19 protein-coding genes and 1 tRNA gene are annotated in these 25,400 nt (G+C 50.9%); 8 read left to right on the top strand and 12 right to left on the bottom strand.

What is annotated here, in order from left to right; all coding sequences use genetic code 11:
- Positions 1-198: 198 nt before the first annotated feature.
- Genes SIB68_RS08190 through SIB68_RS08200 form a run of 3 tightly spaced genes read left to right on the top strand, consistent with a single transcriptional unit; the run spans position 199 to position 5,132 of the window.
- Entirely contained in the window at positions 199-981 is a 783-nt protein-coding gene (locus SIB68_RS08190) for a peptidylprolyl isomerase (protein WP_413681824.1), read from the top strand.
- Between the two features lie 24 nt (positions 982-1,005).
- Positions 1,006-3,948, top strand: a complete 2,943-nt coding sequence (locus SIB68_RS08195; protein ID WP_063399245.1) for an ABC transporter transmembrane domain-containing protein — start codon at positions 1,006-1,008, stop codon at positions 3,946-3,948.
- Positions 3,948-5,132, top strand: a complete 1,185-nt coding sequence (locus SIB68_RS08200) for an HlyD family secretion protein (protein ID WP_063399246.1) — start codon at positions 3,948-3,950, stop codon at positions 5,130-5,132. The genes SIB68_RS08195 and SIB68_RS08200 overlap by 1 nt, the downstream gene beginning before the upstream one ends.
- A gap of 177 nt (positions 5,133-5,309) precedes the next feature.
- On the opposite strand, the gene SIB68_RS08205 is transcribed toward SIB68_RS08200, so the two are convergent.
- The 7 genes from SIB68_RS08205 to rfbA all read right to left on the bottom strand — a co-directional run bounded on the left by SIB68_RS08205 (position 5,310) and on the right by rfbA (position 11,698).
- Complete coding sequence (locus SIB68_RS08205; RefSeq protein ID WP_063399247.1) at positions 5,310-6,236, bottom strand: NAD-dependent epimerase/dehydratase family protein; 927 nt, start codon at positions 6,234-6,236, stop codon at positions 5,310-5,312.
- A 39-nt stretch (positions 6,237-6,275) separates the two neighbouring features.
- Positions 6,276-7,217 (bottom strand): glycosyltransferase family 2 protein, encoded by a 942-nt coding sequence (locus SIB68_RS08210; RefSeq protein WP_063399248.1) that lies wholly within the window; start codon positions 7,215-7,217, stop codon positions 6,276-6,278.
- Entirely contained in the window at positions 7,211-7,999 is a 789-nt protein-coding gene (locus tag SIB68_RS08215; protein WP_155724875.1) for a glycosyltransferase family 2 protein, read from the bottom strand. Before SIB68_RS08215 ends, SIB68_RS08210 begins: the two co-directional genes overlap by 7 nt.
- Positions 8,000-8,003: 4 nt before the next feature.
- Complete coding sequence (gene rfbB, locus SIB68_RS08220; RefSeq protein WP_063399249.1) at positions 8,004-9,110, bottom strand: dTDP-glucose 4,6-dehydratase; 1,107 nt, start codon at positions 9,108-9,110, stop codon at positions 8,004-8,006.
- Between the two features lie 266 nt (positions 9,111-9,376).
- The gene (gene rfbD / locus SIB68_RS08225; protein WP_063399251.1) at positions 9,377-10,246 is read right to left on the bottom strand and encodes a dTDP-4-dehydrorhamnose reductase; all 870 of its coding nucleotides are present in this window, start codon (positions 10,244-10,246) and stop codon (positions 9,377-9,379) included.
- The gene (gene rfbC / locus SIB68_RS08230; protein ID WP_063399252.1) at positions 10,234-10,836 is read right to left on the bottom strand and encodes a dTDP-4-dehydrorhamnose 3,5-epimerase; all 603 of its coding nucleotides are present in this window, start codon (positions 10,834-10,836) and stop codon (positions 10,234-10,236) included. Before rfbC ends, rfbD begins: the two co-directional genes overlap by 13 nt.
- Positions 10,826-11,698, bottom strand: a complete 873-nt coding sequence (gene rfbA / locus SIB68_RS08235; RefSeq protein ID WP_063399261.1) for a glucose-1-phosphate thymidylyltransferase RfbA — start codon at positions 11,696-11,698, stop codon at positions 10,826-10,828. Before rfbA ends, rfbC begins: the two co-directional genes overlap by 11 nt.
- Before the next feature lie 127 nt (positions 11,699-11,825).
- On the opposite strand from rfbA, the gene SIB68_RS08240 reads away from it, so the two are divergent.
- Positions 11,826-13,022, top strand: a complete 1,197-nt coding sequence (locus tag SIB68_RS08240) for a rhamnan synthesis F family protein (protein WP_063399253.1) — start codon at positions 11,826-11,828, stop codon at positions 13,020-13,022.
- Between the two features lie 3 nt (positions 13,023-13,025).
- Here the strand turns inward: SIB68_RS08240 and secA are convergent, their stop codons facing one another.
- The gene (gene secA / locus SIB68_RS08245) at positions 13,026-15,872 is read right to left on the bottom strand and encodes a preprotein translocase subunit SecA (RefSeq protein WP_063399254.1); all 2,847 of its coding nucleotides are present in this window, start codon (positions 15,870-15,872) and stop codon (positions 13,026-13,028) included.
- 254 nt (positions 15,873-16,126) lie between these two features.
- Between secA and SIB68_RS08250 the strand changes: the two genes are divergently transcribed.
- Positions 16,127-16,591 (top strand): GNAT family N-acetyltransferase, encoded by a 465-nt coding sequence (locus SIB68_RS08250; RefSeq protein ID WP_063399255.1) that lies wholly within the window; start codon positions 16,127-16,129, stop codon positions 16,589-16,591.
- A gap of 15 nt (positions 16,592-16,606) precedes the next feature.
- Here SIB68_RS08250 and SIB68_RS08255 read toward each other — a convergent pair.
- The 3 genes from SIB68_RS08255 to psbZ all read right to left on the bottom strand — a co-directional run bounded on the left by SIB68_RS08255 (position 16,607) and on the right by psbZ (position 17,507).
- Positions 16,607-16,678: transfer RNA gene (locus SIB68_RS08255), tRNA-Gly, on the bottom strand.
- A gap of 78 nt (positions 16,679-16,756) precedes the next feature.
- A complete protein-coding gene (gene ribH, locus SIB68_RS08260) occupies positions 16,757-17,251 on the bottom strand; it encodes a 6,7-dimethyl-8-ribityllumazine synthase (protein ID WP_063399262.1) in 495 nt (164 codons plus the stop codon).
- Between the two features lie 55 nt (positions 17,252-17,306).
- Positions 17,307-17,507, bottom strand: coding sequence for a photosystem II reaction center protein PsbZ (psbZ, locus tag SIB68_RS08265; RefSeq protein WP_011129459.1), 201 nt, complete (start codon positions 17,505-17,507; stop codon positions 17,307-17,309).
- Between the two features lie 156 nt (positions 17,508-17,663).
- Between psbZ and mutS the strand changes: the two genes are divergently transcribed.
- Complete coding sequence (gene mutS, locus SIB68_RS08270; RefSeq protein ID WP_063399263.1) at positions 17,664-20,447, top strand: DNA mismatch repair protein MutS; 2,784 nt, start codon at positions 17,664-17,666, stop codon at positions 20,445-20,447.
- 680 nt (positions 20,448-21,127) lie between these two features.
- Complete coding sequence (locus SIB68_RS08275; protein WP_413681825.1) at positions 21,128-23,608, top strand: S8 family serine peptidase; 2,481 nt, start codon at positions 21,128-21,130, stop codon at positions 23,606-23,608.
- 75 nt (positions 23,609-23,683) lie between these two features.
- Here the strand turns inward: SIB68_RS08275 and SIB68_RS08280 are convergent, their stop codons facing one another.
- A complete protein-coding gene (locus SIB68_RS08280) occupies positions 23,684-24,319 on the bottom strand; it encodes a precorrin-8X methylmutase (RefSeq protein ID WP_063399803.1) in 636 nt (211 codons plus the stop codon).
- Positions 24,320-24,384: 65 nt separating this feature from the next.
- Between SIB68_RS08280 and holA the strand changes: the two genes are divergently transcribed.
- Positions 24,385-25,395, top strand: coding sequence for a DNA polymerase III subunit delta (gene holA, locus SIB68_RS08285; RefSeq protein ID WP_063399805.1), 1,011 nt, complete (start codon positions 24,385-24,387; stop codon positions 25,393-25,395).
- Positions 25,396-25,400: the final 5 nt, after the last annotated feature.

Below are 25,400 nucleotides of genomic sequence, written 5' to 3' on the forward strand. Positions count from 1 at the left end.
CATGTGATGTGGTGGAGGCCTATCAATCAATATTCTAAATCTCGCTTGCCCCAATCAGCATGGCTCTTCAGCTGATCCTCACAAACTCATGACAGCAGTGCAATTCTTAAAACACCCAAGTATGGCAAAAAAGGCAAAGAGGCAGAGTCTTTAAATGGCTAAGATGATTGGGTCATAGTTTCTTTCTGAACACTGCCAGTGCACTTGCTGCGAGCAGTAGACCTCTCCAGCAGCAATAGGGCATCAATTTGCAAAGCAGTTTCCAACCGGATGTCGATTCTCTCTCTACAAGACCTCAGCCCTGAAGCTCTCGACCTGCTACGTCGGCACAACCTTTTGATCCAGGCTGCCCGTGCGGAGATTATCGCTGACGCTGTCAGCACTATTGAGCTTCCGCCCGAGCAAAGCGAACAGCTCTGGAACAACCACCTCAAGCAAAACAATCTGGAGAAGCCAGACAAATTGAAAACCAAGCTAAAGGCACTCTCAATTAGCGAAGAAGACCTACGTTGGCAACTAGAATTGCCATTACGAATTAACAAATATAGCTATGAACATTTTCATCACAAAGCAGAAGCGCGTTTTCTAGCCCGCAAAGAACAACTTGATCTCGTTGTTTATAGCCTGCTTCGCGTTAAGGATGCCTACCTCGCTCGTGAACTGTACTTGCGTATCTCCGGCCAAGAAGCCAATTTTGCAGATCTAGCTTTCGACCACAGCCTCGGCAAAGAAGCAAGGACCAAAGGTATTGTGGGGCCTGTGCCGATGACCCAGGCCCATCCAGCCCTTGCTGAAAGGCTACGCACCAGTCAGCCAGGAGAACTGCTTGAGCCCTTCAAAATCGAAGAGTGGTGGTTGGTGGCTCGCCTGGAGCGCTTTGAAGCAGCCAAGTTTGATGACAAGACTGCACAAGCTATGGCCTGCGAGTTATTCCAAGATTGGATTCAGGAGAAACTTCTCTGTAAGCTTGCCGAGTTTTGAGCCCAGGAGTTGGGAAAGGCGAGCATGACCGTTTCCTCAGAAACCAACTTCCTTGGCAACCTTCTTGCTTTCCGCAATTGTTCAGCATCAAGCCATAAAAAGATTTCAGAGCTGAGTACCTCTGTCAGTTTCGCGATTGGACAGGAGCTATGCAGTAGCACATTGATACCCAATCGAGTGCTTTTGATTGGCGAAGGCAAAGCCCGTTTGCTTGGTCGTCAAGATGGAAAGTTATCCAGCCTGGCAATACAAGGGTCGGGCTCCTTCGTGGGTCTGGCCTCGCTATTGCGAGCAGAGGGCTGCGAAGAGGTAAGCGCAGCCACTCCAATCAAGGCCTTAGCCATACCAGACTCATTAATCGCTGAGCTTTACAAGGAAGAATCCAGCTTTCGCGAGTGGTGCAACAACACCCTTTTCCCTGCTGAACTGGCAAAGCTATTAATCGCCTTGCTGAACCAAAGCGAGAGATCTCCCTATCGAGTGCTTGATGTACTGGCCAAGGTGGTGCCAATGGCAGGTGTCATCAGCGGCACCAGCGAGGCATTAAGACTCCTACCAGATGAACAGTTGGCCTTTATAGGCAGTGGCAACACCAAGCTTGCACTGAACTCACTTGTTGATCGAGATACCCCCCTGGATAGCAGTCAAGGCTCATTCGCGTTACGACTGCTAACTCTGCCCAAAGCTGTGGTTAATCAGCTCAAGGCAGGTAAGGCCCCTGAACAACAACGAATCGAACAGGGTCATCAGAGTCCAAAAGAACAAATCTCGCCAGCTATCACCCCTCGCTCCAGCCTTCAATTAAGCGGTGAAGATCCCTACGAATCAGTCACCTTTGTTTCAGGATCGGGGCCAATAGATGAAACTTTGGCTTGCTTCCGAATGTTGGCACAGGCCATGGAGTTGCCGTTCCGGCGGGACTCAATTGAAAAAACCATCCGCGATGCGGTTCGTCGCGGCAAGCAGCCAAACTTGCCCATGCTCGGGCAACTGGCTGTCAGCATGGGCTTGCATGCATCTGGAGGCCGTGTACCAGCTGAGCATTGCACACGTATAAATGTTCCTTGCATCATCCCCTGGGACGGTGGTTTCGGCGTTGTTTTTCGCAGTGACGAGAAGGGTCTGCTGGTAGCCCATCCACGCCTTGGTTGGCTTGAACTGAACCCTGCTTCCATTCAAGAGGCAGCCCCCGAAGGCCTTGACTTGATCCTGATCGATCGCAGTACGGCAACACCTGAGATGAAGTTCAACTTCAGCTGGTTCCTACCTGCGATTCAGAGGTTCCGAACCACCTTGATGCAGGTGCTATTGGCGTCGTTCGTCGTGCAACTATTCACGCTTGCAAATCCACTGTTAATACAGGTGATCATCGACAAGGTGATAAACCAACGCAGCCTAGACACGCTTCAGGTACTTGGAATTGCACTCGTGGCAGTGACCATTTTCGAAGGAATTCTAGGAAGCCTACGAACTTTTCTATTCGCAGATACTACAAACCGCATTGACATGCGCCTAGGCGCTGAAGTTATCGATCATCTGCTGAGATTGCCGATTGGCTATTTCGATCGTCGCCCAGTTGGTGAGCTTGGCACCCGCGTAGCAGAGCTTGAGAAGATTCGATCTTTCCTCACCGGTGAAGCACTGACAACAATCATCGATGCAGCTTTCTCGGTGATCTACATCCTTGTAATGGCCCTATACAGCTGGGTTTTAACCATTGTTGCCCTGCTCGTGGTGCCAATTCAAATAGCTATCACACTGGTTGGAGCACCCCTATTCCGCAGACAATTCAGACAATCAGCTGAGGAAAACGCTCGTACCCAGTCACACCTCGTGGAAGTCCTTACCGGAATTCAGACGGTGAAGGCTCAGAATGTAGAGATCGTGAGCCGTTGGAAATGGCAAGAGCGCTATGGCCGTTACATCGCCCGCACCTTTGAAAAAACGATTACCGGGACAGCACTTACTCAAACCGGGCAAGTCCTCCAGAAACTCTCACAGCTGATGGTGCTCTGGGTGGGTGCAAGCATGGTGCTCAATGGAGAACTAACACTCGGTCAGCTGATTGCCTTCAGGATTATCAGTGGTTATGTCACCCAACCCTTACTTCGCCTTTCCACCATCTGGCAACGCATTCAAGAACTGCGGGTGAGCTTCGAACGCCTAGCAGACATCGTCGACACACCCGAGGAATCAACTGAGCTTGATCAAGGCAAGATTCCGCTGCCGCCAATCAGTGGCCAAGTGGATTTCGACGATCTGAATTTCCAATTCAGACGTGGCGCTCCACAAATACTGAAGAACATCAATCTCTCGATTGCCCCAGGTACATTCGTGGGGTTAGTTGGCCAAAGCGGCAGTGGCAAAAGCACGCTTATGAAACTGATGCCTCGCCTTTATGAACCTGATCAAGGCCGCGTTCGTATTGATGGCTATGACATCAACAAGGTTGAACTTTATTCACTTCGCAGGCAGATCGGCATCGTTCCACAGGAACCTTTGCTTTTCACCGGCAGCGTCAGTGAGAACATTGCTCTAACCGACCCCAATTCAACTGCCGAGGAGATTAAACAAGCAGCGAATATAGCCTGCGCCCATGAATTCATTATGGAGTTGCCCTCTGGTTACAGCACCGAATTGGGAGAGCGAGGTGCCAACATCTCTGGAGGCCAGCGTCAAAGATTGGCAATCGCCAGAACATTGCTGTCCAATCCCAAGCTATTAGTGATGGATGAAGCCACAAGCGCTCTTGACTACGACACCGAACGAAGGGTTTGCCAGAACCTGCGTGAATCCCTAAAGGGCTGCACAGTATTCTTTGTGACCCACCGCCTTTCGACAATTCGCAATGCAGATCTGATCGTCATGTTGCACCAGGGCGCAATCGTTGAGAAAGGCACACACGAAGAACTGATTGCCCTTAAAGGTCGTTACTACGCGCTCTATCGCCAACAGGAGGCAGGGTAATGAAAGAGATAGAGAAGCTCATCAAAAAACCAGCCCAGTTCTTAAAGAATGCACAAAATTCATTAGAGCAACTATTCAACGAGCGCGATGCAGAAGGAGAAGTAATTCGACAATCGCCAATCTGGATGAGAGCCACCACTTGGGGACTCATGGGGACAGCCGCATTTGCAGTGGGATGGCTAGCCGTTGCAAAAACAGAGGAAATTGTGACAGTGACTGGAAAACTTGAACCCTTGGGCTCAGTTCAAGAGATTCAGATGCCTTTAGGAGGCATTGCTTCGGCAATTCTTGTCAAAGATGGCGAAGAAGTTAAGGCTGGACAGGTTGTCATGCGGCTTGATGCGGAAACTACACAACAACAGCTTGACTCCTTCCAAGAGAGTTTCAAACTTAAGAGTAAGCAACTCGAATTAAAGCAGATAGAGTTAGAACAATATCTTCTTCTCAACAATGAAGAAGTGGCAATGCTAAAGCAAAATCTCTCGCTACAAAAACAAATTCTTGCTAGTTACAAAAAACTTAGCGAACAAGGAGCCACTGCGGAGCTGCAATACTTGCAACAATTAAACACGGTGGCTGAAGTTAACGGCAGGCTAAAGCAAACCATAGTAGATCGCAAACGCCAAAAAGCAGTTCAGAATCAACAAATCCAGCAATTGAAGGCAGAATCAGAACAACTACAAGCCAAAATCACAGAAGCATCAGTCAATCTTCGCTACCAAGTTCTGCGCTCACCCGTTCATGGAATTGTCTTTGATCTCAAACCTCGTGGAGAAGGTTATGTTGCCCAAGGGACCGAAACAGTGATGAAAATCGTTCCCTATGACACATTAGAAGCACGCGTTGAAATTCCCAGCAACCAAATTGGTTTTGTGAAGGTGGGCATGCCCGCTGATGTGAGTATCGACTCTTTCCCTGCGACCGACTTTGGCGTACTGGAAGGGGAAGTCAAAAGTATCGGCTCTGACGCCCTCGCTCCTAATCAAGCGGAAAATAGGCTGCAGTACCAATATCCAGCAATGATCCTATTAGACAGCCAACAACTCAAGCTTAAAAACGGAAACCAATTACCTTTGCAAGTTGGAATGAGCGTAACATCCAACATCAAACTACGCAAAGTAAGCTATTTGCAACTTTTATTAGGATCATTCCAAGACAAAGTTGATTCCTTACGTAAATTTTAATCTGTCAGCAGTTTCAAGAGATACTGTAAAAGGCCTCGTCTAAGGTGTGATTATTTCCTATTTTCAAAAATAAGTTCAACCAAAATGTAGAGGGTTATTTATCTTGAAAAGCCTGAAGGTATTTCGATTTACAAATGATATCTCCAAGCAAATCTAGCCTGATGGGCTTGCCACTTCTCATGACGAGCGAAGACTCTGATGAAATCGATGCAACCCTTCAGGCACAGACACAGAAGGGCGCCAACCCAGATGCCGATGCGTGGCATCGATGCTGAGCACATTGGTCGGAACGTCGAACCCTCTGGACTGCTTGTAGCTCACAGTCAAGAAACAACCCAGCTCCTCCTCAAGCAATCGAACCAGCGCATTAAGGCTGGTACCCTGACCAGAGCCAATATTAAACACTCGCTCAAGCCCCTCGTAACTGGCGACAGCCAACAAGGCTCGGACGACATCACTGATATAAAGGAAATCGCGAATGGTGCTGCCGTCACCCCAGATCTCTAGCGGTTCATTCCGCAAAGCACGTGACAAAAAAGCTGGAACGACACCTTGGGCGGAATCCAAACGCTGACGTTCTCCATAAGGATTAGCCACGCGTAACACCAGGCCTTTGAGGCCATGCAACTGCTCATACAGAGCTACATACTTTTCCAATGCCAATTTGGTGATTCCGTAGGAGCAAATGGGATTGGTTGCATGATCTTCCGGAATAGGCACCTCATTCGGCACGCCATACACCGTGCCTCCCGAGGAAACCAGCACCAACCGCTCAGCACGAACCTGCCTAGCTGCCTCAAGAACATTGAGCCCGCCCAGCAGGTTGATCTGCACATCGCGAGCAGGATCACGATTCGAACTCTGGGGCAAGCTGCCATTGGCTAGATGAAACACAACATCAGCACCCGCCATCGCATGGCCAAGAGGCTCAACCTCTGCCATATCAGCTGTATAAAGCTTCAGCCCAGACGCTTCAAGCGCTTGCTTGGGAATCAATCCGGGCCCATGTCTTACAACAGCCCTCACTGAGTGACCAGCCTCTAGCAAACCATCCACCAGATGAGAGCCGATGAATCCACTGGCCCCGATCACAACGGCTTGCATTAGATATAAAAAATCAATTTACTTAGCACAATCCTAAGCTTAAGGAACTGCCTGATAGCGAAAAAGCCAAACATATAAAGCTATAGTCCGAAATAGTCCATGCTTATGAGGCCACTGCGAAAGTTGGGTTTTCAATAAGCAAAGCAAACGGTTAACCTTTTTACGACGAATTAGGCCTGGCAAAATAGAAATAACAAGCCCGTAGCGGGCCTCAAAACAATCTATTTGACGGATAGCTTCTAGGGTATGCCCTCCTCGTTGAGGCATATAAAACCACTGATAAAGGCGCTTCAACCAGTAACGAAAGCCAAGGCCATGAGCACCAATTGAATTCGACTGATGCTGCCTATACAAAATAGATGGTGTAGGAATAAAGCCTATCTCCCCATACGCACTGGCAACCAACGCTAACCACCAATCATGAACCAAAGCTTCAGGCGGCAACGGCATCGCCCGATCAAGCAGAGCCCTGTTAAAAAGAGCCGTACAGCCAGTCACGACATTAGTAAGAGCTAAATCGGATGGCGCGACAAGAGCAGGGTTCAGCATTTGTCGCTTCATAAAAGTGCAGCCATATGGTCTCAAGGATGCATCTACCAGGTGCAAGTCGGAATGAACAAGTGCAGGGGAATTACAACCTTTGCGCTTTTCAATAGCACTAAGAGCTGTAAATCCCCGCTCTAATTTATCAGGCAACCAGATATCATCCTGGTCAGCCAAAGCACAGTAAGAAGCCTCTACACATTTGAGCAAAGCGTTGACATTGGCGGTGCATCCAACATTCCCCTCAGATGGAAGCACAACGAGCCAAGGGGAATAATACGCTTCAAGGCGGTGGATTAATTTCAGAACACGCTCAGAAGACCCATCGTCGCGGATTAACAATCTCCTCGGCCGGAGAGTCTGCGATGCAATCGAAGCCACTTGCTGCTCCAAATACTCATATCCATTAAAAACAGGCAGCACAACATCGATCACCATAAAGCCCATCCCCACTTGCAAAAATAAAGCCAAGCACTATGCAAGTTAACCAGAGTTAACCGCCAACTACCGTAATTACCCCGCCCCCAAGCATGCACAATCGAAGCCTGCGGAAGATGAAGGCATCGCCCAATAGAAGCTAACTTTCGCGTGAGATCAGCATCTTCTAAATAGAGAAAATAACGTTCATCGAACCCACCAACATTCTGAAAAGAGTCAGAGCGAATCAACATGCAACAACCACTCAAATAAGGGGCCTCAAAAACCTGTTGATAATTTTCGCCATGCATCACATACCAATTGTCATAGCGCCTCAGCCAGTTCGGCTTGACCCAGCGAGGAATGAAGCGGCGACTCAACAAGCCAAGAACGGTTGGATTCTGCTTGCATAACTTCTGAACGATGCCACGTTCATCAACAATCTTAGGTACAGCAAGAACCACATCAGGATGCACTTGCAGCCAACCGAGCAGCAATGAAAATGTATTTTGATCCCAGCTCAGATCCGTATTGAGAATACCGAGGTAAGCAGGCAGCTCCTCAAGAGATCTGACCAATCGGTTCACAGCACGGCCATAGCCGAGGTTTTCAGTATGAACAAGCCAATGATCAGCATCACCAAGCAGCTGATCGACAGGCTCGCCGGGGTGGTGATCATTGACAACGACGCTGTAGCCAACCTCGGGAGAAAGCGTTCGCAAATTGGTCTTGAGGCTGTCAACCTCCTGCTGAGAGGGGTGATAAGCCACCAGTACAAGCAAAAGCGAGCGCGATGAAATCACGAACTCAACCAGGATTGATACCTTTGGCTGAGTTCATCCCAATTCTCTCCCCACTGTATCCAGAACGATCGCGCACACTCTTGCACCAATCCAAATGATTTAGGTACCACTCCACGGTGGCGGCAATCCCCTGTTCAAAACTATGGCGTGGCTTCCACCCCAGTTCATGGGTGATTTTTGATGCGTCAATGGCATAACGGCGATCATGCCCCGGGCGATCGCGCACCCGGGTGATCAATGCGGCATAGGTCTGCGGCTGAGGGCGGAGACAATCAAGTGTTCGGCAAATGGTTTCCACGACATCTCGGTTGGTCCTTTCACTGGGATTGCCATGGTCACCAGCCCCTCCAACGCAATAGCTCTCCCCTAAACGTCCTCGGGTGGCAGCCAACAACAAGGCCTCAACATGATCCTCCACGTACAACCAATCGCGTACATTTCCACCATCCCCATAAAGAGGGATCGGCTCACCCGCTAAAGCCTTGAGAATGACTACGGGAATCAACTTCTCAGGGAACTGCCAGGGACCGTAGTTATTGGAGCAATTGGTGAGCACAACAGGCAAACCATAGGTGTGATGCCAGGCACTCACAAGGTGGTCACTGGCCGCCTTGCTGGCCGAATAAGGACTCCTTGGGTCATAAGCAGTAGTTTCTGAAAATCGCCCATGCTCGCCGAGGGAACCAAACACCTCATCAGTGCTGATGTGATGAAAGCGGAAGTGCTCACAGCGTTCTTCTGGTAGAGCACTCCAATGACTTCGGACAGCCTGGAGAAGATTGAAGGTGCCGGTGATGTTGCTCTCGATAAACGCAGCTGGCCCATCGATGGAGCGATCAACATGGCTTTCTGCAGCCAAATGCATCACCAGATCAGGATCAGCCTGCTTGACAGCAGCATGGGTTGCATCGGCATCAGCGAGATCGACCCGTAGAAAATGATGGTTGGCATGCTCACCGATGCTGCTGAGGTCACTGGCATAGCTGAGTTTGTCAAGGTTGAACACTTGAGCACCAGACTCACTCAGGAGCCTGCGAACCACACACCCGCCAATAAAACCAGCTCCGCCGGTAACAAGAACCCGCGCATCGGCAGCCACCCAAAAGGTCATCACATGTCCTTGCCTGGCAAGACCTTAAACTCCAACATATTTAATAGGCGGGAATCAAGCTCCTCCAGGCTTGAGCACAGTCTGGATGGTGCTCAAAAGGATGATCAGGTCAATCCAGTTGTTGAAATGCTGCAGGCAGTAGTGGCCATAAGAACATTTCTTCAGGCCGGACTCCTAGAGGCTTCTGGCATGAAGCGCACAGAGGTGGACAATTCGAACATTGAAGGTCGCGCCGAGACACAAAGTCAAATCAAAAGGAGCAGACCTTAAATCTGACGCAACTGCTCCAAAACCCCATATAAAGCCTGCCGCCAATGGATCCCAGACAAACCAAGGGCTGACCGCGTGGCAGTGCAATCCAGCAAGGAATAACTTGGTCTTCGAGCAGAAGTTGGATAGTCAGCGGTGGTCAAAGGCCTCACGAGCGCTGGGGTTTGCAACAACTCACACTGCATCGCCAATTCGCCTATGGCCACAGCGAAGTCGTACCAACTGGCCACCCCAGCATCACTCCAATGATGGCGACCCACTAGTGATTGCTCCAGAACAGACCAGCAGGCCTGAGCCAGACCATGGGTCGATGTAGGGCAGCCCACCTGATCCGCGACAACTCCCAAAGTTTCACGCTCTTGATGAAGGCGAAGCATCGTGAGCAGGAAGTTGCGCCCAACCGGTCCATAAACCCAGCTAGTGCGAAGGATGCATAGCCTGTCTGGATCCAAAGCGGAAGCCGCCTGCACTTCACCAGCAGCTTTGGAGGCTCCATAGACCCCCAGAGGTATGAGAGGTTGATGAGGCTGATACGGAGATCCCTGCGCCCCATCAAAAACAAAATCAGTGCTGAGCTGCAACAAAAACCCACCCGTTCGCTGTAGGGCCCGTGCCAATGCTTCTGGAGCTTTTGCATTGACTGCATAAACCAGCTCCGATTCGGATTCGGCGCGATCAACAGCCGTATAAGCACCTGCATTAATGACCCAGACTGGCTTTAGTTCATGCACAGCGGCCTCACAGGCCTTGGGATCCGAAAGATCAAGCGCATACCGGTCCAGCACGATCAATTCCACCGAAGGAGGAGCCAGCTTTTGTAAAGCCTGGCCCAACTGACCAGAACCACCCGTGATCAAAACACGCATGATTGATCATCAAGCAATGGTGCATTGGCATCCTTATCGGACAACAGAGGTAATAGCTGTGTCCCCTCAGGCTCAGGCGTCGTCACCGGCCAAGCAATCGCAAGGTCAGGATCGTCCCAGCGAATGGACTGCTCACACTCACGGCTCCAGAAATCGGTGGTTTTGTAGAGCACATCGGCATGGTCACTAAGTGTGAGAAATCCATGGGCGAACCCTGGCGGAACCCAAAGCTGGCAATGATTCTCTGCACTCAACCTGGCTGAGACCCACTGCCCGAAGGTGGGCGAATCACGTTGAATATCGACAGCCACATCAAAAATCTCACCCACCACACAACGCACAAGCTTGCCCTGAGGATGAGGCGGCAACTGATAGTGCAATCCCCGCAACACACCTATTGAGGAACGCGAATGATTGTCCTGTACGAACAATGACGTGGGTTGACCTGAGTTCTCAAGAACTTCCTGAAAAGCAAGCTGATTCCAGCTTTCGAAAAAAAAGCCCCTCTCATCACCGAATACCCGTGGTTGGATCAGCAAAGGCCCGGACAAGACATGTCCGGCGTAACTCTGGAGTGATTCAGCCTGCATCCTCAAGAAGCTGCATCAGGTAAATGCCGTAACCACTCTTACGCAACGGAGCCGCCAAAGTCGAAAGCTGGTCATCTGTGATCCAACCCATCCGCCAAGCCACTTCCTCAGGGCAGCCGACCTTGAGAGTTTGACGATGCTCAAGCGTTCGGATGTAGCTCGAGGCCTCATGCAGAGAGTCACAGGTACCTGTATCAAGCCAGGCCATACCTCGACCCATTAACTGCACATGCAACTGGCCTTCATCGAGATACTGACGGTTGAGATCAGTAATCTCAAGCTCCCCGCGTGCCGACGGAACCACTTTACGGGCACGCTCAACGACGGTGTCATCATAAAAATACAATCCCGTAACGGCATATCTGGATTTCGGTTGATCGGGCTTCTCTTCAATGCTGAGCACCCTTCCATCAGGAGAAAAGTCAACAACCCCGTATCGCTCTGGGTCGCGCACCGGATAGGCAAAAACCGTCGCCCCAACTTTAGGGAAGTTGTCAGAAACCAAATTCTGACCGTGAAAAAGGTTGTCACCAAGCACCAGAGCCGAAGACCTACCAGCAAGAAAATCCGCACCAATCAAAAAAGCCTGAGCCAGTCCATCCGGGCTTGGCTGAACGGCATAGCGAATCTCTATGCCCCAGGCCTGACCATCACCAAGCAGCGATTGAAAAGACCCTTGATCCTGCGGTGTGGTGATGATCAATACTTCACGGATACCCGCAAGCATCAATGTGCTCAACGGGTAATAGACCATCGGCTTGTCATAAACCGGCAGCAACTGCTTGCTTAACGCCTGCGTAATCGGATGCAGCCTTGTGCCACTTCCTCCGGCGAGGATGATCCCCTTGCGTGCCTGAGCCAATCGCTGCGTCAACTCTCAATTGATGTTGGCATGCTCCGCCATGGCTGATGTGAAATACACAAAACCATTGAGCAGGCCTTGAAAAGCATGGAAGATTAACTCCAAGACCCAAGAGAACGATTGCGACATGTTGACCACTATTTCCTGCGGCGATCTTGATCTCAATCTCAATCACCCCATTGGCACACCGACACTGGTCCCAGGCAAAGCCCTGGAAGCTCAACTGGACGTTCGCCGATTACCAGAGTGGCAATCAGAAAACAGCAAAGACCCTCCCACGAAGCTGGCCGTTCATATTCATATTCACTACACGGAAACCATCGACTGCCTGCTTGCAGCTCTCAACAAGGTTTCAGACGGCTTAGGAAGCTTTGACCTATGGATCAGCACCAACAGCACCGCCAAGGCTGAACTGATCAAAGAGCGGATTCATTCAAGCCTGAATCAGGCAATGCTCAAACATCTCAACATCCGAATCTGCGGCAATCGAGGCCGCAACTTGGCGCCGCTATTAATTGATCTGTGGTCAGACCTACAGACCTACGACTTACTTCTACATCTCCACGGGAAACGTTCTTTAGAGAGCGATCTTGGCCAACCCTGGCTAGAAGAACTGCTCAATACATTGCTCCCAGATTCCTGCAGCGTGCTGCATTTACGTCAAACATTCAGCAACCATCCCAGCTTGGGACTGGTAATGCCTGCACCTCCCGAGCTGATTCGCCCCTACTTGAACTGGGGCACAAACTTTGAATTAGCGAGTCAATTCAGTCAATTGTTCGCGCCGCATCGCCCGTTGCGACGCGATGCCTTATTGAGCTTCCCTGCAGGGATGATGTTTTGGGCCAAACCCGCGGCATTGATGCCTCTTGCCCATGCAATGGCACAAATAAACGAACTGCCCCCAGAACCCCTTGCGATTGACGGCAGCAGTTTGCATGCTTTGGAGCGGCTCGTATCTCACAGCTGTGAACAAGCCGAACACACCTGGAAACTGATCCACAAAGATAAGCCTGCAAGCCACGGGGATCTGCAACGCAATATCAGTGCTTGGGAGCCGCAGCCCCTAGCTCTTCAAGATGGATTAGCAACCTTGGCTCACAAGCTTCGCCAAGAGATGGAGCGCAGCGAATCTGCAGAAACAAAACTGAACAACTGCGCTCAGCAACTAAAAAGCTCCAACGAGCAACTTCAACAAGCCGATGTACAACTTCAACAAGCCGATGGGCAACTGCGAGAGCTCTCTGCTGAGCTGCATGCAATCAAACGTTCACTGAGTTGGAAACTGACACGCCTCCTGCGCTGGTTAAGTAAATCGCAATAATCCTCATGCCTGCTCTTGCCCTGATGCGGCCGGCTGGAACATGAACATTGAATAGATCACGTTTCGACGCATGTTCGTCATCATTTCAAGAAACATGTCATAGCCCTCATTCTTATATTCAATCAGTGGATCTTTCTGACCATAACCGCGCAAGCCTACTGATTCTCGCAGAGCATCCATCGCCTGCAGATGTTCCCGCCAAAGTGTATCGATCTGCTGAAGGATGAAGAAACGTTCAGCCTCACGCATCAGCCCTGGACGTTGCTGCTCAATCTGACCCTCCTTAATGTCATAAGCATTGCGCAGTTGCTCCTGCAGAAAAGACTTAAGTTCCTCCATGCTTAGCTCCTGCAACTGCTCAGGCTTTAGATCCTCAAGCAGATAGACAAATTCCTGGACCTTGCTAACCAGTTGGCCTAAATCCCATTCTTCAAGGGGCAAGTCAGGGTTCACATAAGCCTCAACAACATCGTCCATGGTTCTCTCTCCATAACCAATCACCTGCTTCTTGAGGCCGCGACCCTCGAGTACCCGGCGACGTTCGGCATAAACGGCACGACGTTGATTGTTCATTACCTCGTCGTACTCAAAAACCTGCTTACGGATGTCGTAGTAATAGGTTTCTACCTTTTTCTGAGCACCCTCTAAAGAACGGGTGAGCATGCCCGACTCAATGGGCATGTCTTCCTCCACGCGGAAAGCATTCATCAACGAAGCCACCCGTTCTCCTCCGAAGATGCGCAATAGGTTGTCTTCCAAAGAAAGGAAAAAACGGGTACTACCTAAATCCCCCTGGCGGCCGGCCCGACCACGAAGTTGATTGTCAACCCTGCGAGATTCATGACGTTCTGTACCAATCACATGAAGACCACCTACTTCCCTCACTCGAACCTCCTCCTGGGTCACTACTACGTCGTATTCAGTCTTGACTCTTGCGATCGCCTGTCGTAAGGCAGCAATCTGCGGATCATCGGTAGGTGCTTTTTCAGCAGCAGTGGAGATGCGATCCTCCAATTCGATCACGCTCAGTGCCCTATCTCCCCAAACCTTCACAAGCTCACGAGCTAACTCCGCAAGGAACTGATCAGTGTCATCAGTGAGCGAGCAAGGATAAAGACTCCCGATTGCACGGGCCTCGCTTAAGACATGGCCATGAGAGCCATTCGAAGCAGCGGCCTTGGCAGCGAACCCACCACCTGTCTCGGCAGCCCTCTGCAATGGCACTGGTGGACGATGACCCTCCTCAGGCCGCACCAATCTTGGCAGCAAAACCTCACGCAACTTGAGGCGTGCCATGTAATCACTATTTCCGCCGAGAATGATGTCTGTCCCACGGCCAGCCATGTTTGTGGCAATCGTCACAGCACCTGCACGGCCAGCCTGGGCCACGATCTCCGCCTCACGTTCCACATTCTCCGGCTTGGCATTCAAAAGATTGTGGGGAATCTCTTGTTCTGAGAGCAGGGAGCTCAACAGTTCGCTTTTCTCAACACTGGTCGTGCCAACCAGAACAGGCCTTCCCTGCTTATGAATTTCAGCCGTCTCGTTGGCCACGGCGCGCCACTTTGCTGATTCAGTCTTATAAACCTGATCCACCCAATCCGCACGAGCCCGAGGCTGATTGGTAGGGATAACTGAAGTCTCAAGCTTGTAGGTCTTCTCAAACTCAACCTCTTCTGTCTTAGCGGTGCCGGTCATGCCAGCCAAGCGGGGATAGAGCAGAAAGAAATTTTGATAAGTAATCGAAGCCAGGGTTTGAGTTTCGGGCTGAATCGCTAGCTGTTCCTTGGCCTCAATCGCCTGATGCTGTCCGTCGCTCCAGCGTCGGCCAGGCATCACACGGCCTGTGAACTCATCAACAATCACAGCTTCACCATCGCGCACGATGTAATTCACATCCCGGACAAACAACTCCTTGGCCTTCAATGCATTTGTGATGTAATGGGCCCAGGGATCAGCGGGGTCAAACAGATCCCTCACATTGAGGTTCTGCTCAGCCTTGGCGAAGCCTTCATCCGTGAGTGTGCAACTGCGTTGCTTCTCATCAACCTCGTAGTCACCCTCAGGGTCAATGCCATCCTTACCCTGTTCGGCAGCCCGCTCAAGAGCAGCGGCCACATCTGCAGCCTGCTGATACTTCTCCTGGGGACGCTCCACCTGTCCGGAAATGATCAAGGGAGTACGCGCCTCATCGATCAGAATCGAATCCACCTCATCGATGACGCAGTACTGAAACTCCCGCTGAACCACCTCACTAAGATCGGTGGCCATGTTGTCGCGCAGGTAGTCAAAACCCAACTCTGAATTGGTGGCATAGGTGATATCGCAGGCATAGTTTTTCCTGCGCTCAGCAGGACTCATGTCCTGCTGAATCAAACCAACCGACAACCCCAAAAAGCGATGAACTTGTCCCATCCATTCAGCATCTCGCCTTGCTAGATAGTCATTCACAGTGACGACATGTACACCTCGCCCTGTTAAGGCATTGAGATAAGCAGGCAAAGTCGCCACAAGCGTTTTACCTTCGCCAGTCTTCATCTCACCAATCTGGCCCTCATGCAACACCATTCCGCCGATTAGCTGCACATCGAAGTGCCGCATCTCAAGAACACGTTTACTGGCCTCTCGCACCACGGCAAAAGCCTCGGGGAGCAGCTCATCCAAGAGAGGTAACTGCTTGTCAAGGCTGCCTGCATTCTCAAGCCGCTGACGAAACTCAGCCGTTCTGGCGCGGAGTTGTTCGTCGCCGAGCGGAGCAATGTCCTCTTCGAGGATATTGATGTCAGTGACGATCGGCTGGTAGCGCTTCAGCTTGCGGGCATTGGGATCTCCCAGCAGGAGCTTGAGCATGAAACAGCTGTTATTTCTGCGTGCAGCCTACTGAGTGCTGCTTGGAGGGATGCTGAAAGGAGAAAAGTACTGGCTCGAAAGAACACAACATGAACCACTGCATATGAGAAAACAGATTGAAGACATCGCAAGCAAACCGTTCTGAAAAAGAAGTGGATACATCTCTCACGCGCCTACGTTCCAAGCGCCACTCGCTTAGCTGAAAGCAATCTCCATTGGCCAGGGACGGATGATAAAGAGGTCAGTGATCCGTTATGACCCGTATCCGTCTTGTTGAACACGCCGCCGGAGCTCCGGGCATGCGCTGGTTCGGGATTGGACCTGATCTCAAGCCAAGCCGCGGACTTCTTAAGCTGCACCGTCTGCTCCACAAACACGCCTTCTGGGCCCAGCAACGCGACACGTCAGAACTAAAAAAAATGCTGGCAGGCAGCAACGTGGTCATTAGCCTTTGGCGTGGCAAGCGCCTGGTGGGCTTCGGACGTGCCACGAGCGACGGGATCTACCGAGCCGTCCTATGGGACGTTGTCGTAGCTGGCGATCTGCAAGGTCATGGCTTAGGCAGACAAGTGATCGAAGCTCTGCTAGTCGCTCCTGGCATCCGCAATGTTGAGCGTGTCTACTTGATGACAACAAACAGCAGAGGCTTCTACGAGCAAATGGGCTTCGAAAGGTCAAGCAATCAACAGCTGTTGTTGTTGAATCTCAAAAACAGCTAATTGTTCAAACTGAAAAGCGGATGAAGAGATTCGAACTCTCGACCCTCTCCTTGGCAAGGAGATGCTCTACCACTGAGCTACATCCGCATCACGTGCCTTGGGGATGTCTCCCCTTGGACAAAGACAGCATGCACCACCAAAGGGGAACTGGTCAATTCCAATCAATCAGCTGGCAGAAGTAGCTGAGCAGAGCACTCCCATCAGCGAACCCATTTCTAAAGCCTGTAACCCATAACTCCAGCCCAAATTGCTCTTAATCCCAGCCCGCTCAAGTGCTTGTTGCATGGTGTCTGTGGTGAGCACACCAAAAATCACCGGCACACCTGTCTCCCTTGAGACTGAAGCAATGCCCTTACTGGCCTCAGCAACCACCACATCAAAATGGGGTGTATCGCCTCGAATCACAGCACCAAGGGTAATCAACACCTGATAGCGACCACTACGCGCAAGATTCTGAGCCACAAGAGGCAATTCAAACGATCCGGGCACCCAGGCCACATCAAGTTGAGAACTGCCTGCAGAGGTATCAACCCCATGGCGAGCCAAACAATCAAGACAGCCACTCAAAAGCTTGCCAGTCACCAAGTCGTTAAACCTGGCGACAACAACAGCTATGCGCAGAGCTTGTACATCTGTATAACGCCCTTCAAATGTGGCCATCATTCAGTGGCAGGAACTGCCCACATGCTCTCATCACAGCAAGTGAGTGATTGGTTCAAACCACCAAAAAGCTGATTGCTCCGTTGAGCAAAACAAGATGGAACCAAACCCCGCCAATGATTTCGATCTTTTTGATTTCAGGGTTGCGGCGATCGCCAGGATTTTTTTGGGTTGCATAAAGCACCGGAATCCCAACAACCAAAAGCAATGATGCGAACAACAGGGCGTTCACAGCGATGTCGGAAATGATCTGCATGGAGTTGAGGCGGCGGAGCCAATGCTCTGATCTTTGAAAATTCTCCCACGAGGCCGAGGCTTCTCATGAAAAGGCCGCCATGGGTGTCGCGAGGCTTCACATCCTTCCCAGCAGACCAGACTTACGATGCCATCTCTTTGCTGGCAGGATTATCCAATGACTGCCAACGCTGAGTTGTTGCAAGGCAGTCTGTTTGGTGATCTGGAACCGCAGGCAAACGCTGAAAGCTGCTCAGAAACCATTACACGAGCTCTGCGTAACGATCTCTCTGATCAAGAACTCGTCGACGAATCCCTAAAAAGGCCCCGCAATCGACATAAGCCAACATCCGTTCCAAGCATCCCACTTGATTCTGAAAGCCAAGAGCAACTCGAAACAGCTGATAACGACAACGACCTGCCCGCCTGGGCACACCACAACCTTGTTGACCCTGAGCAGCTCACGCCAATGCTGAGTCATTACGTGGAACTCAAGGCCAAACATCCCGAAAGGATCTTGCTCTACAGACTCGGCGATTTTTTTGAATGCTTTTTTGAAGATGCCATTCAGCTCTCAAGGCTGCTGGAGCTGACTCTCACGGGCAAGGAAGGAGGTAAAGGGATCGGCCGTGTGCCGATGGCAGGCGTCCCCCACCACGCTGCAGAACGCTATTGCGCCGAATTAATCCGCCATGGGCTCAGCGTGGCCATTTGTGACCAACTGGAAACAACTCCAAGCAAAGGCGCACTGCTTAAACGTGACATCACCAGGGTGCTCACCCCAGGCACGGTGATTGCCGAAGGCATGCTGACAGCTCGCCGCAACAATTGGCTAGCAGCAGTTGTGGTTGAGCCAGCACAAGGCAACCAACCGTTTTGCTGGGGTCTAGCCAACGCCGATGTCAGCACAGGCGAATTCCTGGTCACGCAACGGGAGGGGAGCGCTGAGCTGCACCAACACCTTGCTCAGCTCGAGGCTTCGGAACTGATCATGGCTCAACAGAGCGGAGAAAGCAGCAGGCCTGCATGGTGTCCAGAGCAGCTCTTCCTGACAACAATGGCCACTACCCCCTTCAGTCAACCAGAGGCCGAGCGAACGTTGCTCAATCATTACCGGCTCAGCACCCTTGACGGTCTAGGGCTGCAAGCGGTGCCTTTAGCACTAAGGGCCGCCGGTGGACTGCTGACTTATCTAAGGGACACCCAACCCCTTGCTGAACACGTAGATGACGGCATCGCCCCGATGCCCCTGGAACATCCGCTCACAGTGTTCGCCAGCGATGCCTTAGTGCTCGACGCCCAAACCCGACGCAACCTAGAACTCACAAGCACTCAACGAGACGGCCAGTTTCAAGGGTCACTGCTGTGGGCCGTAGACCGTACCCTCACCGCAATGGGAGCCCGCTGCCTGCGTCGCTGGATCGAGGCCCCCCTTCTAGACAGCAAAGCCATCCGCGCCCGTCAAGCGGTAGTGAACCATCTCGTGGAGACACGCTCCCTGCGGCATTCACTTCGACGCTTGCTGCGACCGATGGGAGATCTAGAACGGCTGGCGGGCAGGGCCGGCGCCGGTCATGCTGGCGCCCGTGAGCTAGTGGCTATCGCCGATGGCATTGAACGATTACCACGGCTAGCAGAGCAACTACACAATGCATTGAGCTCTGGCCCACACTGGCTCGACAACTTGCTGACTCTGGATAAGAGCCTGCCAAAACTGGCGGCAAGTATCCGCGAGCAATTGATCAATAACCCACCGCTCAGCCTCAGCGAGGGAGGCCTCATGCACGACAACGTTGATCCGCTGCTGGATGGCCTGCGCAATCAACTGGATGACCAGGACAACTGGCTTGCAGGTCAGGAAATCCAAGAACGCAAACTCAGTGGCAACCCTAATCTGCGCCTGCAATACCACCGAACCTTCGGCTACTTCCTAGCCGTAAGCAAAGCCAAGGCTTCCATGGTGCCGGACCACTGGATCCGCCGGCAGACCCTGGCCAACGAGGAACGCTTCATCACACCAGATCTCAAAACCCGGGAAGGGCAGATCTTTCAGCTCAGAGCAAGGGCCTGCCAAAGGGAATACGAATTGTTCTGCCAATTGCGCGAGCAAGTGGGCAAACAGGCAACTGCAATCCGTAAAGCAGCACGGGCCGTGGCAGGACTCGATGCGCTAGTCGGGCTAGCAGAAGTAGCTGCGACTGGAAACTATTGCTGCCCAGAGATCGATAACAGCAGAGAACTGCAGCTCAAAACCTGCAGACACCCAGTGGTGGAACAACTACTGGTAGAGAGATCCTTCATCCCTAACGATGTAGAACTTGGCAAGGGCATCGACCTCGTCGTACTCACCGGCCCAAACGCCAGTGGCAAAAGCTGCTACCTGCGTCAAATCGGCCTCATACAGTTGCTAGCCCAGGTGGGTAGTTGGGTACCTGCAAAGCAGGCTTTTGTTGGCATCGCAGATCGCATCTTCACCCGCGTCGGCGCCGTAGATGACCTAGCGGCGGGACAGTCCACCTTCATGGTGGAAATGGCAGAAACGGCCAACATTCTCCATCACGCCAGCGATCGTTCCTTGGTGCTTCTCGATGAGATTGGACGTGGCACCGCAACCTTCGATGGTCTTTCCATTGCCTGGGCAGTGAGCGAACACCTGGCAACAGATCTTAGAAGCCGCACTGTGTTCGCAACCCACTATCACGAACTCAACGGGCTGAGCCAGGAGCTGGCCAATGTCGCCAATTCTCAAGTTTTGGTGGAGGAAACAGGCGACGACCTGGTGTTCCTGCATCAAGTGACCGCAGGCGGTGCAAATCGCAGTTACGGCATTGAAGCCGCCCGTCTAGCTGGTGTGCCGGATGACGTGGTGCAACGAGCAAGGCAGGTGTTAGCTCAGCTTCAAGACGATCACTCATCTCTACACGCCCTGCCAAGCGCGAAAACAATCAAAAGAGAATGCTGAGAACCTCCTGTCGCCTGACATCGATCCACTGCCTCATTTGACGCCCATTCAAGTGAACCTCTGCTCAAGATCGTTCGTATCAACAACCAGGTAGCCGATGTGGCAATACCCTGCAAGCAAATTGGTTTCGTTCGCAAAGCCATTCCCATTGACATCAGGATTGATTCGTTCACCTCTACAAAGTTCGGGGTACGCAAGGCAAGGGCAGCTCGATTGAATCCGACGCACTACCAGCCGATCAACCACATCAAAGACAGGGATACCGCTTCCCTTGCAAGTTGGGTTTCACTTACTTCAACTATCAAACTGCAGAGTGGGAACTATTGACAACTACTGCTGGGCCAGCTCCAGAGCAAAACCGATTCACTCAGGCAATTGTGAATCAAGCAAGAGACTATCAATATTGACTGCAACAACAACAGGCCAACAATAAGAGCAAATTACACAAAGCTGATCATTGATTGAAAAAGCAAGCGGCAACAAAATAGAAAGATGAAAAACAAGGCTATTGATAGGATTAGTCTCAAGACTGATCTAGAAAAATCAGATTCACCATTCACATCACTTCTAATCAATCGCTGTGCACAAATAAAGGTGTGAGCTACGTCACGATTGAATGTGAGCAAGTTCGCGGCTCAAAAAGTTCTAGATCACATCTAAAGTCATGACATTGATCGAGATTGATTGAGTCATCAAAAGGCATTACCTTTTCTCCGATCATGAAGAGACTCTTCAGAAGTATCCGCTCAAATAACAAGCAATCAGAGCGCAGAGACTTCATCAGTGAATCTCTAAATTTAGCAAAACCAACAGACAGTCAGGACACTCATCTTGGCGCGGGGCATTCAAGCCACTATTACTACAATAGTGACAAGATCACTGAACAAGAGCAGCCCTTTGAGCTCGAAGCCAAGGGAGCCTCAAATGCAAACAACACAACCAAAGATTATTCTCGCGACAGTAGACTATCTTTTGAGAGGCAAGAAACATTCAATGTTCATCATTCCACCAGACTGGAAGATCCGATTACAGGCAATCAACATGGCCAAAATACATTTGGCCGACGCCTAAGACAGCCATTCCGTTCTTTCAATCAGCAAGGTTTCTCTTCCAGGGCAAATCAGCAAGATCGCGATGAATCAACTGATGAATTCAACCATCAAGGCCAATTCGAACGAAAGTCAAATAGGTTTTCCTTCGGAAAGCTAAACTGGATGGGAAGAAAGGACCAACTGGAGTTACCTCAAGATCGTACAAATGGTGAATATGAAGCTGGCGAAGAAGGTGGTTCACGCAACCCATTTAGCAAAGGTTTTGATCGACACTCTTTCAGACATAACCCACGACCATACGATGTCGATCTAAGCATCAGCATCAAGCCATGGGACTTTAGTGTAGGGAGTCTATTTGATTATGGTTATACCCGTATTTATGATGCATCACACGACGGCACGAAAAAAGAAGTCTTTGAAGATGGTGCTATCAGAATTAATTATGATGGTGATTTCTTAAATGATAATAGGTTGGATTTCTCAGATGTTTTTGGCTGGAGTTGGGGCCCATGGGCAACAATGAAGCTTGGTAATGTTGAAGCTCAAGTCAATGCAACCCACACCACGACAGGAGAAAGTGTTGATCTTGGATCATACACACTAGACCTCTCAGAAGATCGATTCCTTGTCGATCTTAACGGCAAGATCGATGCTGCGGAAAGCTTCCTCGATAGACGCAGTAACTGGGACTTTGATGTGGATATTGATGCTGTATTCGGTGGCATGAGAGAAAACATTGAAGACTTTGATGAAACATTGGCAATGATTGATGCTCTTGACTGGAGTACATTTGATGGTGACATTGAAGCCAACACTTTTACTTATTATGATATGGATGCATATTCATGGGTAGGTTCACAATATGATTCAGGCAGAATTTACAAAGCTCGTGGTGGAACCGACGAGCTAATACTTAATGGTATTGATAGTGCAGACATCAAGAGCTTCAATGGCGAAACCTTCAGCGGTCTGACTGATTACACAACGATCGGCGAACAGGCCATTTATCAAGGCACAGCTTTCGACATCTTGAGCCTCAAAAATGGAGATGAAATTTATCTACAAGGTTTTGAGAGGATTACCACCGAAGACGATAGCTACCGCATTAGAGAAGGAATGAGCGACAGCACAAAAGAACAATGGAATCTACAAGTCATGGATGCTGCAAGTGCTTGGCGATTCAACAAAGGTTCTGACAAAGTCAAGCTTGTTTCTCTCGATAGTGGTCTTAATGACGTTGCTGGGAGTGACTCTGATGCTCACAATGAAATCTCACATGTTCAAAACCAAAACGCAAAATCAGGCAGCTCCCATGGCCATCGAGCGATGAGTGTGATGGCAGCTAAGCATGACAGTGAAAACCTGGCAGGCATTGCTCCCGGAAGCCAACTTGTTGCCTATAATGTTTGGGATGATACCTTCTACGAATCAATTGAAGATGCAAAAGATCAGCGTAATTGTGATGAACGTCTAGTTTTTCAAAGCGGAGCCAGATGGTCAAATCCGAGTAGTAATTGGCCAAGTGCAGAAGAAATGAAAACGTCTTTTGAAGAAACTCAAGAATACGCCTTCTTTTCTCTTGCCGCTGGCAATAACGGAAATAAAGAAACCGTTTGGGCTGCTGGACAACACCCTGATGATTTAATTCCTGATGATACAACTGAACTGGATAATATTGCCATCGTTGGTGCTCTGCAGTTCACAGGTACAGAAGAAATCGATGCGATTGCCGGTGGTTCAATTACCAACATAACTGGCACCCAGCTGGCTAGTTACTCAAATGCTGGTGAGGGAATGACGATGGTTGCACCGACCGACAGCCAATCTATTGATGCGAACGGATGGCAAAGATCTTTTGGCGGCACCTCTTGTGCCAACCCTAATCTTGCTGGTGCAGCTGCAATTGTCTGGAGTGAGAATTTAGCTCTTACGGGTGTAGAGGTTAAAGACATCATCACGACTAGCGCGATGGATCTGGGAGATCCGGGGACTGACGACACCTACGGTGCAGGCACAGTCAATATTGACTCAGCGGTCCGTCGTGCTCACGCACTTTCAGTCGATAATGAGTTAGCCAGTCTCTACAGCAATACGGATTTTCTAGCTTGATTAATAACACGATCTAAGCGCTTCTCCTTTCATCGCCCTGGGCATATGTCCAGGGCTTTTGCTAGGAATTCAATCTCATTGATCCAACCAAGCACGACGCAACAGAGCATTGACCGTCGCTGCAACCAGACCAGCCCCACCCCGACTACCCATTAAGCGAATATGAGCTAGTCCGCTAACAGCTAACCGCCGCTTGCTGTCAGATACACCTACAAAGCCCACAGGCATGCCGATGATCAAACTAGGAGGAGGTGAACCTGTAGACACCAGATCCAACAAAGCTTCCAAAGCCGTTGGTGCACTACCAATCAACACAATCGGCGCTTGTTGATCCACATCTTTAGCCGCCAATTCTTGCCATGCGCATCGCAAGCCCTCGGCTGTTCGCGTGGAACCGTTTGGTGCCTCATCCGGCGCCCACTCCAGCACGCAGCGAACTGATGTCTTGAGTGTGCGTCGCGCCATCGGCTGCACTGCTACAGCTGCCATGGCCGTATCGGTGAGAATTGGCGCTCCGGCCTGCAAGGCAGCCAGCCCAAGCTCACAAGCCTGTGGAGTAAAGCGCAGCAAAGGAATTAGGCCAAAATCCCCACTGCTGTGAATCAAACGCTCCAACACCTGCTGCTGCAAGGGATCCAAACCCGTTACACCCAACTGCTCGCGAATGCGGCGAATGCTTTCCGTGAAGATCGGATGATCAAGCGACTTCACGTTTCTGCCTTAAGCCAGATAGATATCAAGCATCATCAGTTAAAGATCTTCGGTCTGCCGCTGCAATGCCGATCCATCTCATCTGGGGCGATGATGCCGCCGCCCGAGACCACGCCATCGAGACTCTGATCGGCGATGTTGTCGATCAAGCATGGAGCAGCATCAACCTCAGCCGCCTCGATGGAGCTGATGCTGGGCAAGCCAGCCAAGCCTTGGCAGAAGCACGCACACCACCCTTCGGAAGTGGCGGACGACTGGTGCTGTTACAGCGCAGTCCGTTCTGCAACGCTTGCCCTAGCGAACTTGCCAATCGTTTCGAAGACGTGCTGGATCTAATTCCAGAAACCAGCCACCTGGTGCTATGCAACCCCAACAAACCAGACGGCCGACTGCGAACAACGAAGGCCTTACAAAAGCTTGTGAAGTTGAAGCAAGCCAGCGAAAAAAGCTTTCTGCTGCCAGCGTTCTGGGATGGTGCCGGTCAGCAGGAGCTGGTGGAACGCACCGCCCGCGACTTAGGTCTGCAGCTGGAGCCTGAAGCCACTACAGCGCTGGTGGAAGCCATCGGCAACGACAGTACGCGACTCACCGCAGAGCTGCAAAAACTGGCTCTCCATGCCGACATTCGCCAAGAAAGCACAACTGCTAATCAATCACCAAGTTTGATTAAAGCCGAAAACGTAGCCGCGCTGATTGAAGGAATGGCCACCAATGCACTACAGGTTGGAGATTCACTCTTGGCAGGCCATGCCGGAGAAGCGATCGCCCGTCTTGATGCACTCCTTGATGCCGGTGAGCCAGCACTTCGCATCGTGGCCACCTTGACAGGCCAAATCAGAGGCTGGCTTTGGGTGAGTTTGCTGGAGCAGCAAGGGGAACGAGATGTGAACGTGATTGCCAAAGCAGCAGGCATTGGCAACCCCAAGCGGATCTACGTGATGCGCAAACAGCTACAGGGCCGGCCACCGCAGCGATTCCTCACCCTGCTCAGTCGCTTGCTTGAAGTAGAAGCCGCCCTCAAGCGAGGTGCAATCCCTACTGATGCCTTCCGCGACGGGTTACTCAGCACTCCCTAATCCAG

This window comes from Prochlorococcus sp. MIT 1323 (genome assembly GCF_047304905.1).
Taxonomy (GTDB): domain Bacteria; phylum Cyanobacteriota; class Cyanobacteriia; order PCC-6307; family Cyanobiaceae; genus Prochlorococcus; species Prochlorococcus marinus_D.

Excerpts from the sequence above, each read along its gene's own strand:
- SIB68_RS08195 (WP_063399245.1), top strand. The coding sequence starts at position 1,006 with ATGACCGTTTCCTCAGAAACCAACTTCCTTGGCAACCTTCTTGCTTTC.
- SIB68_RS08200 (WP_063399246.1), top strand. The coding sequence starts at position 3,948 with ATGAAAGAGATAGAGAAGCTCATCAAAAAACCAGCCCAGTTCTTAAAG.
- SIB68_RS08205 (WP_063399247.1), bottom strand. The coding sequence starts at position 6,236 with ATGCAAGCCGTTGTGATCGGGGCCAGTGGATTCATCGGCTCTCATCTG.
- SIB68_RS08210 (WP_063399248.1), bottom strand. The coding sequence starts at position 7,217 with ATGGTGATCGATGTTGTGCTGCCTGTTTTTAATGGATATGAGTATTTG.
- rfbB (WP_063399249.1), bottom strand. The coding sequence starts at position 9,110 with ATGACCTTTTGGGTGGCTGCCGATGCGCGGGTTCTTGTTACCGGCGGA.
- rfbD (WP_063399251.1), bottom strand. The coding sequence starts at position 10,246 with ATGCGTGTTTTGATCACGGGTGGTTCTGGTCAGTTGGGCCAGGCTTTA.
- rfbC (WP_063399252.1), bottom strand. The coding sequence starts at position 10,836 with ATGCAGGCTGAATCACTCCAGAGTTACGCCGGACATGTCTTGTCCGGG.
- SIB68_RS08240 (WP_063399253.1), top strand. The coding sequence starts at position 11,826 with ATGTTGACCACTATTTCCTGCGGCGATCTTGATCTCAATCTCAATCAC.
- secA (WP_063399254.1), bottom strand. The coding sequence starts at position 15,872 with ATGCTCAAGCTCCTGCTGGGAGATCCCAATGCCCGCAAGCTGAAGCGC.
- SIB68_RS08250 (WP_063399255.1), top strand. The coding sequence starts at position 16,127 with ATGACCCGTATCCGTCTTGTTGAACACGCCGCCGGAGCTCCGGGCATG.
- ribH (WP_063399262.1), bottom strand. The coding sequence starts at position 17,251 with ATGGCCACATTTGAAGGGCGTTATACAGATGTACAAGCTCTGCGCATA.
- psbZ (WP_011129459.1), bottom strand. The coding sequence starts at position 17,507 with ATGCAGATCATTTCCGACATCGCTGTGAACGCCCTGTTGTTCGCATCA.
- mutS (WP_063399263.1), top strand. The coding sequence starts at position 17,664 with ATGACTGCCAACGCTGAGTTGTTGCAAGGCAGTCTGTTTGGTGATCTG.
- holA (WP_063399805.1), top strand. The coding sequence starts at position 24,385 with ATGCCGATCCATCTCATCTGGGGCGATGATGCCGCCGCCCGAGACCAC.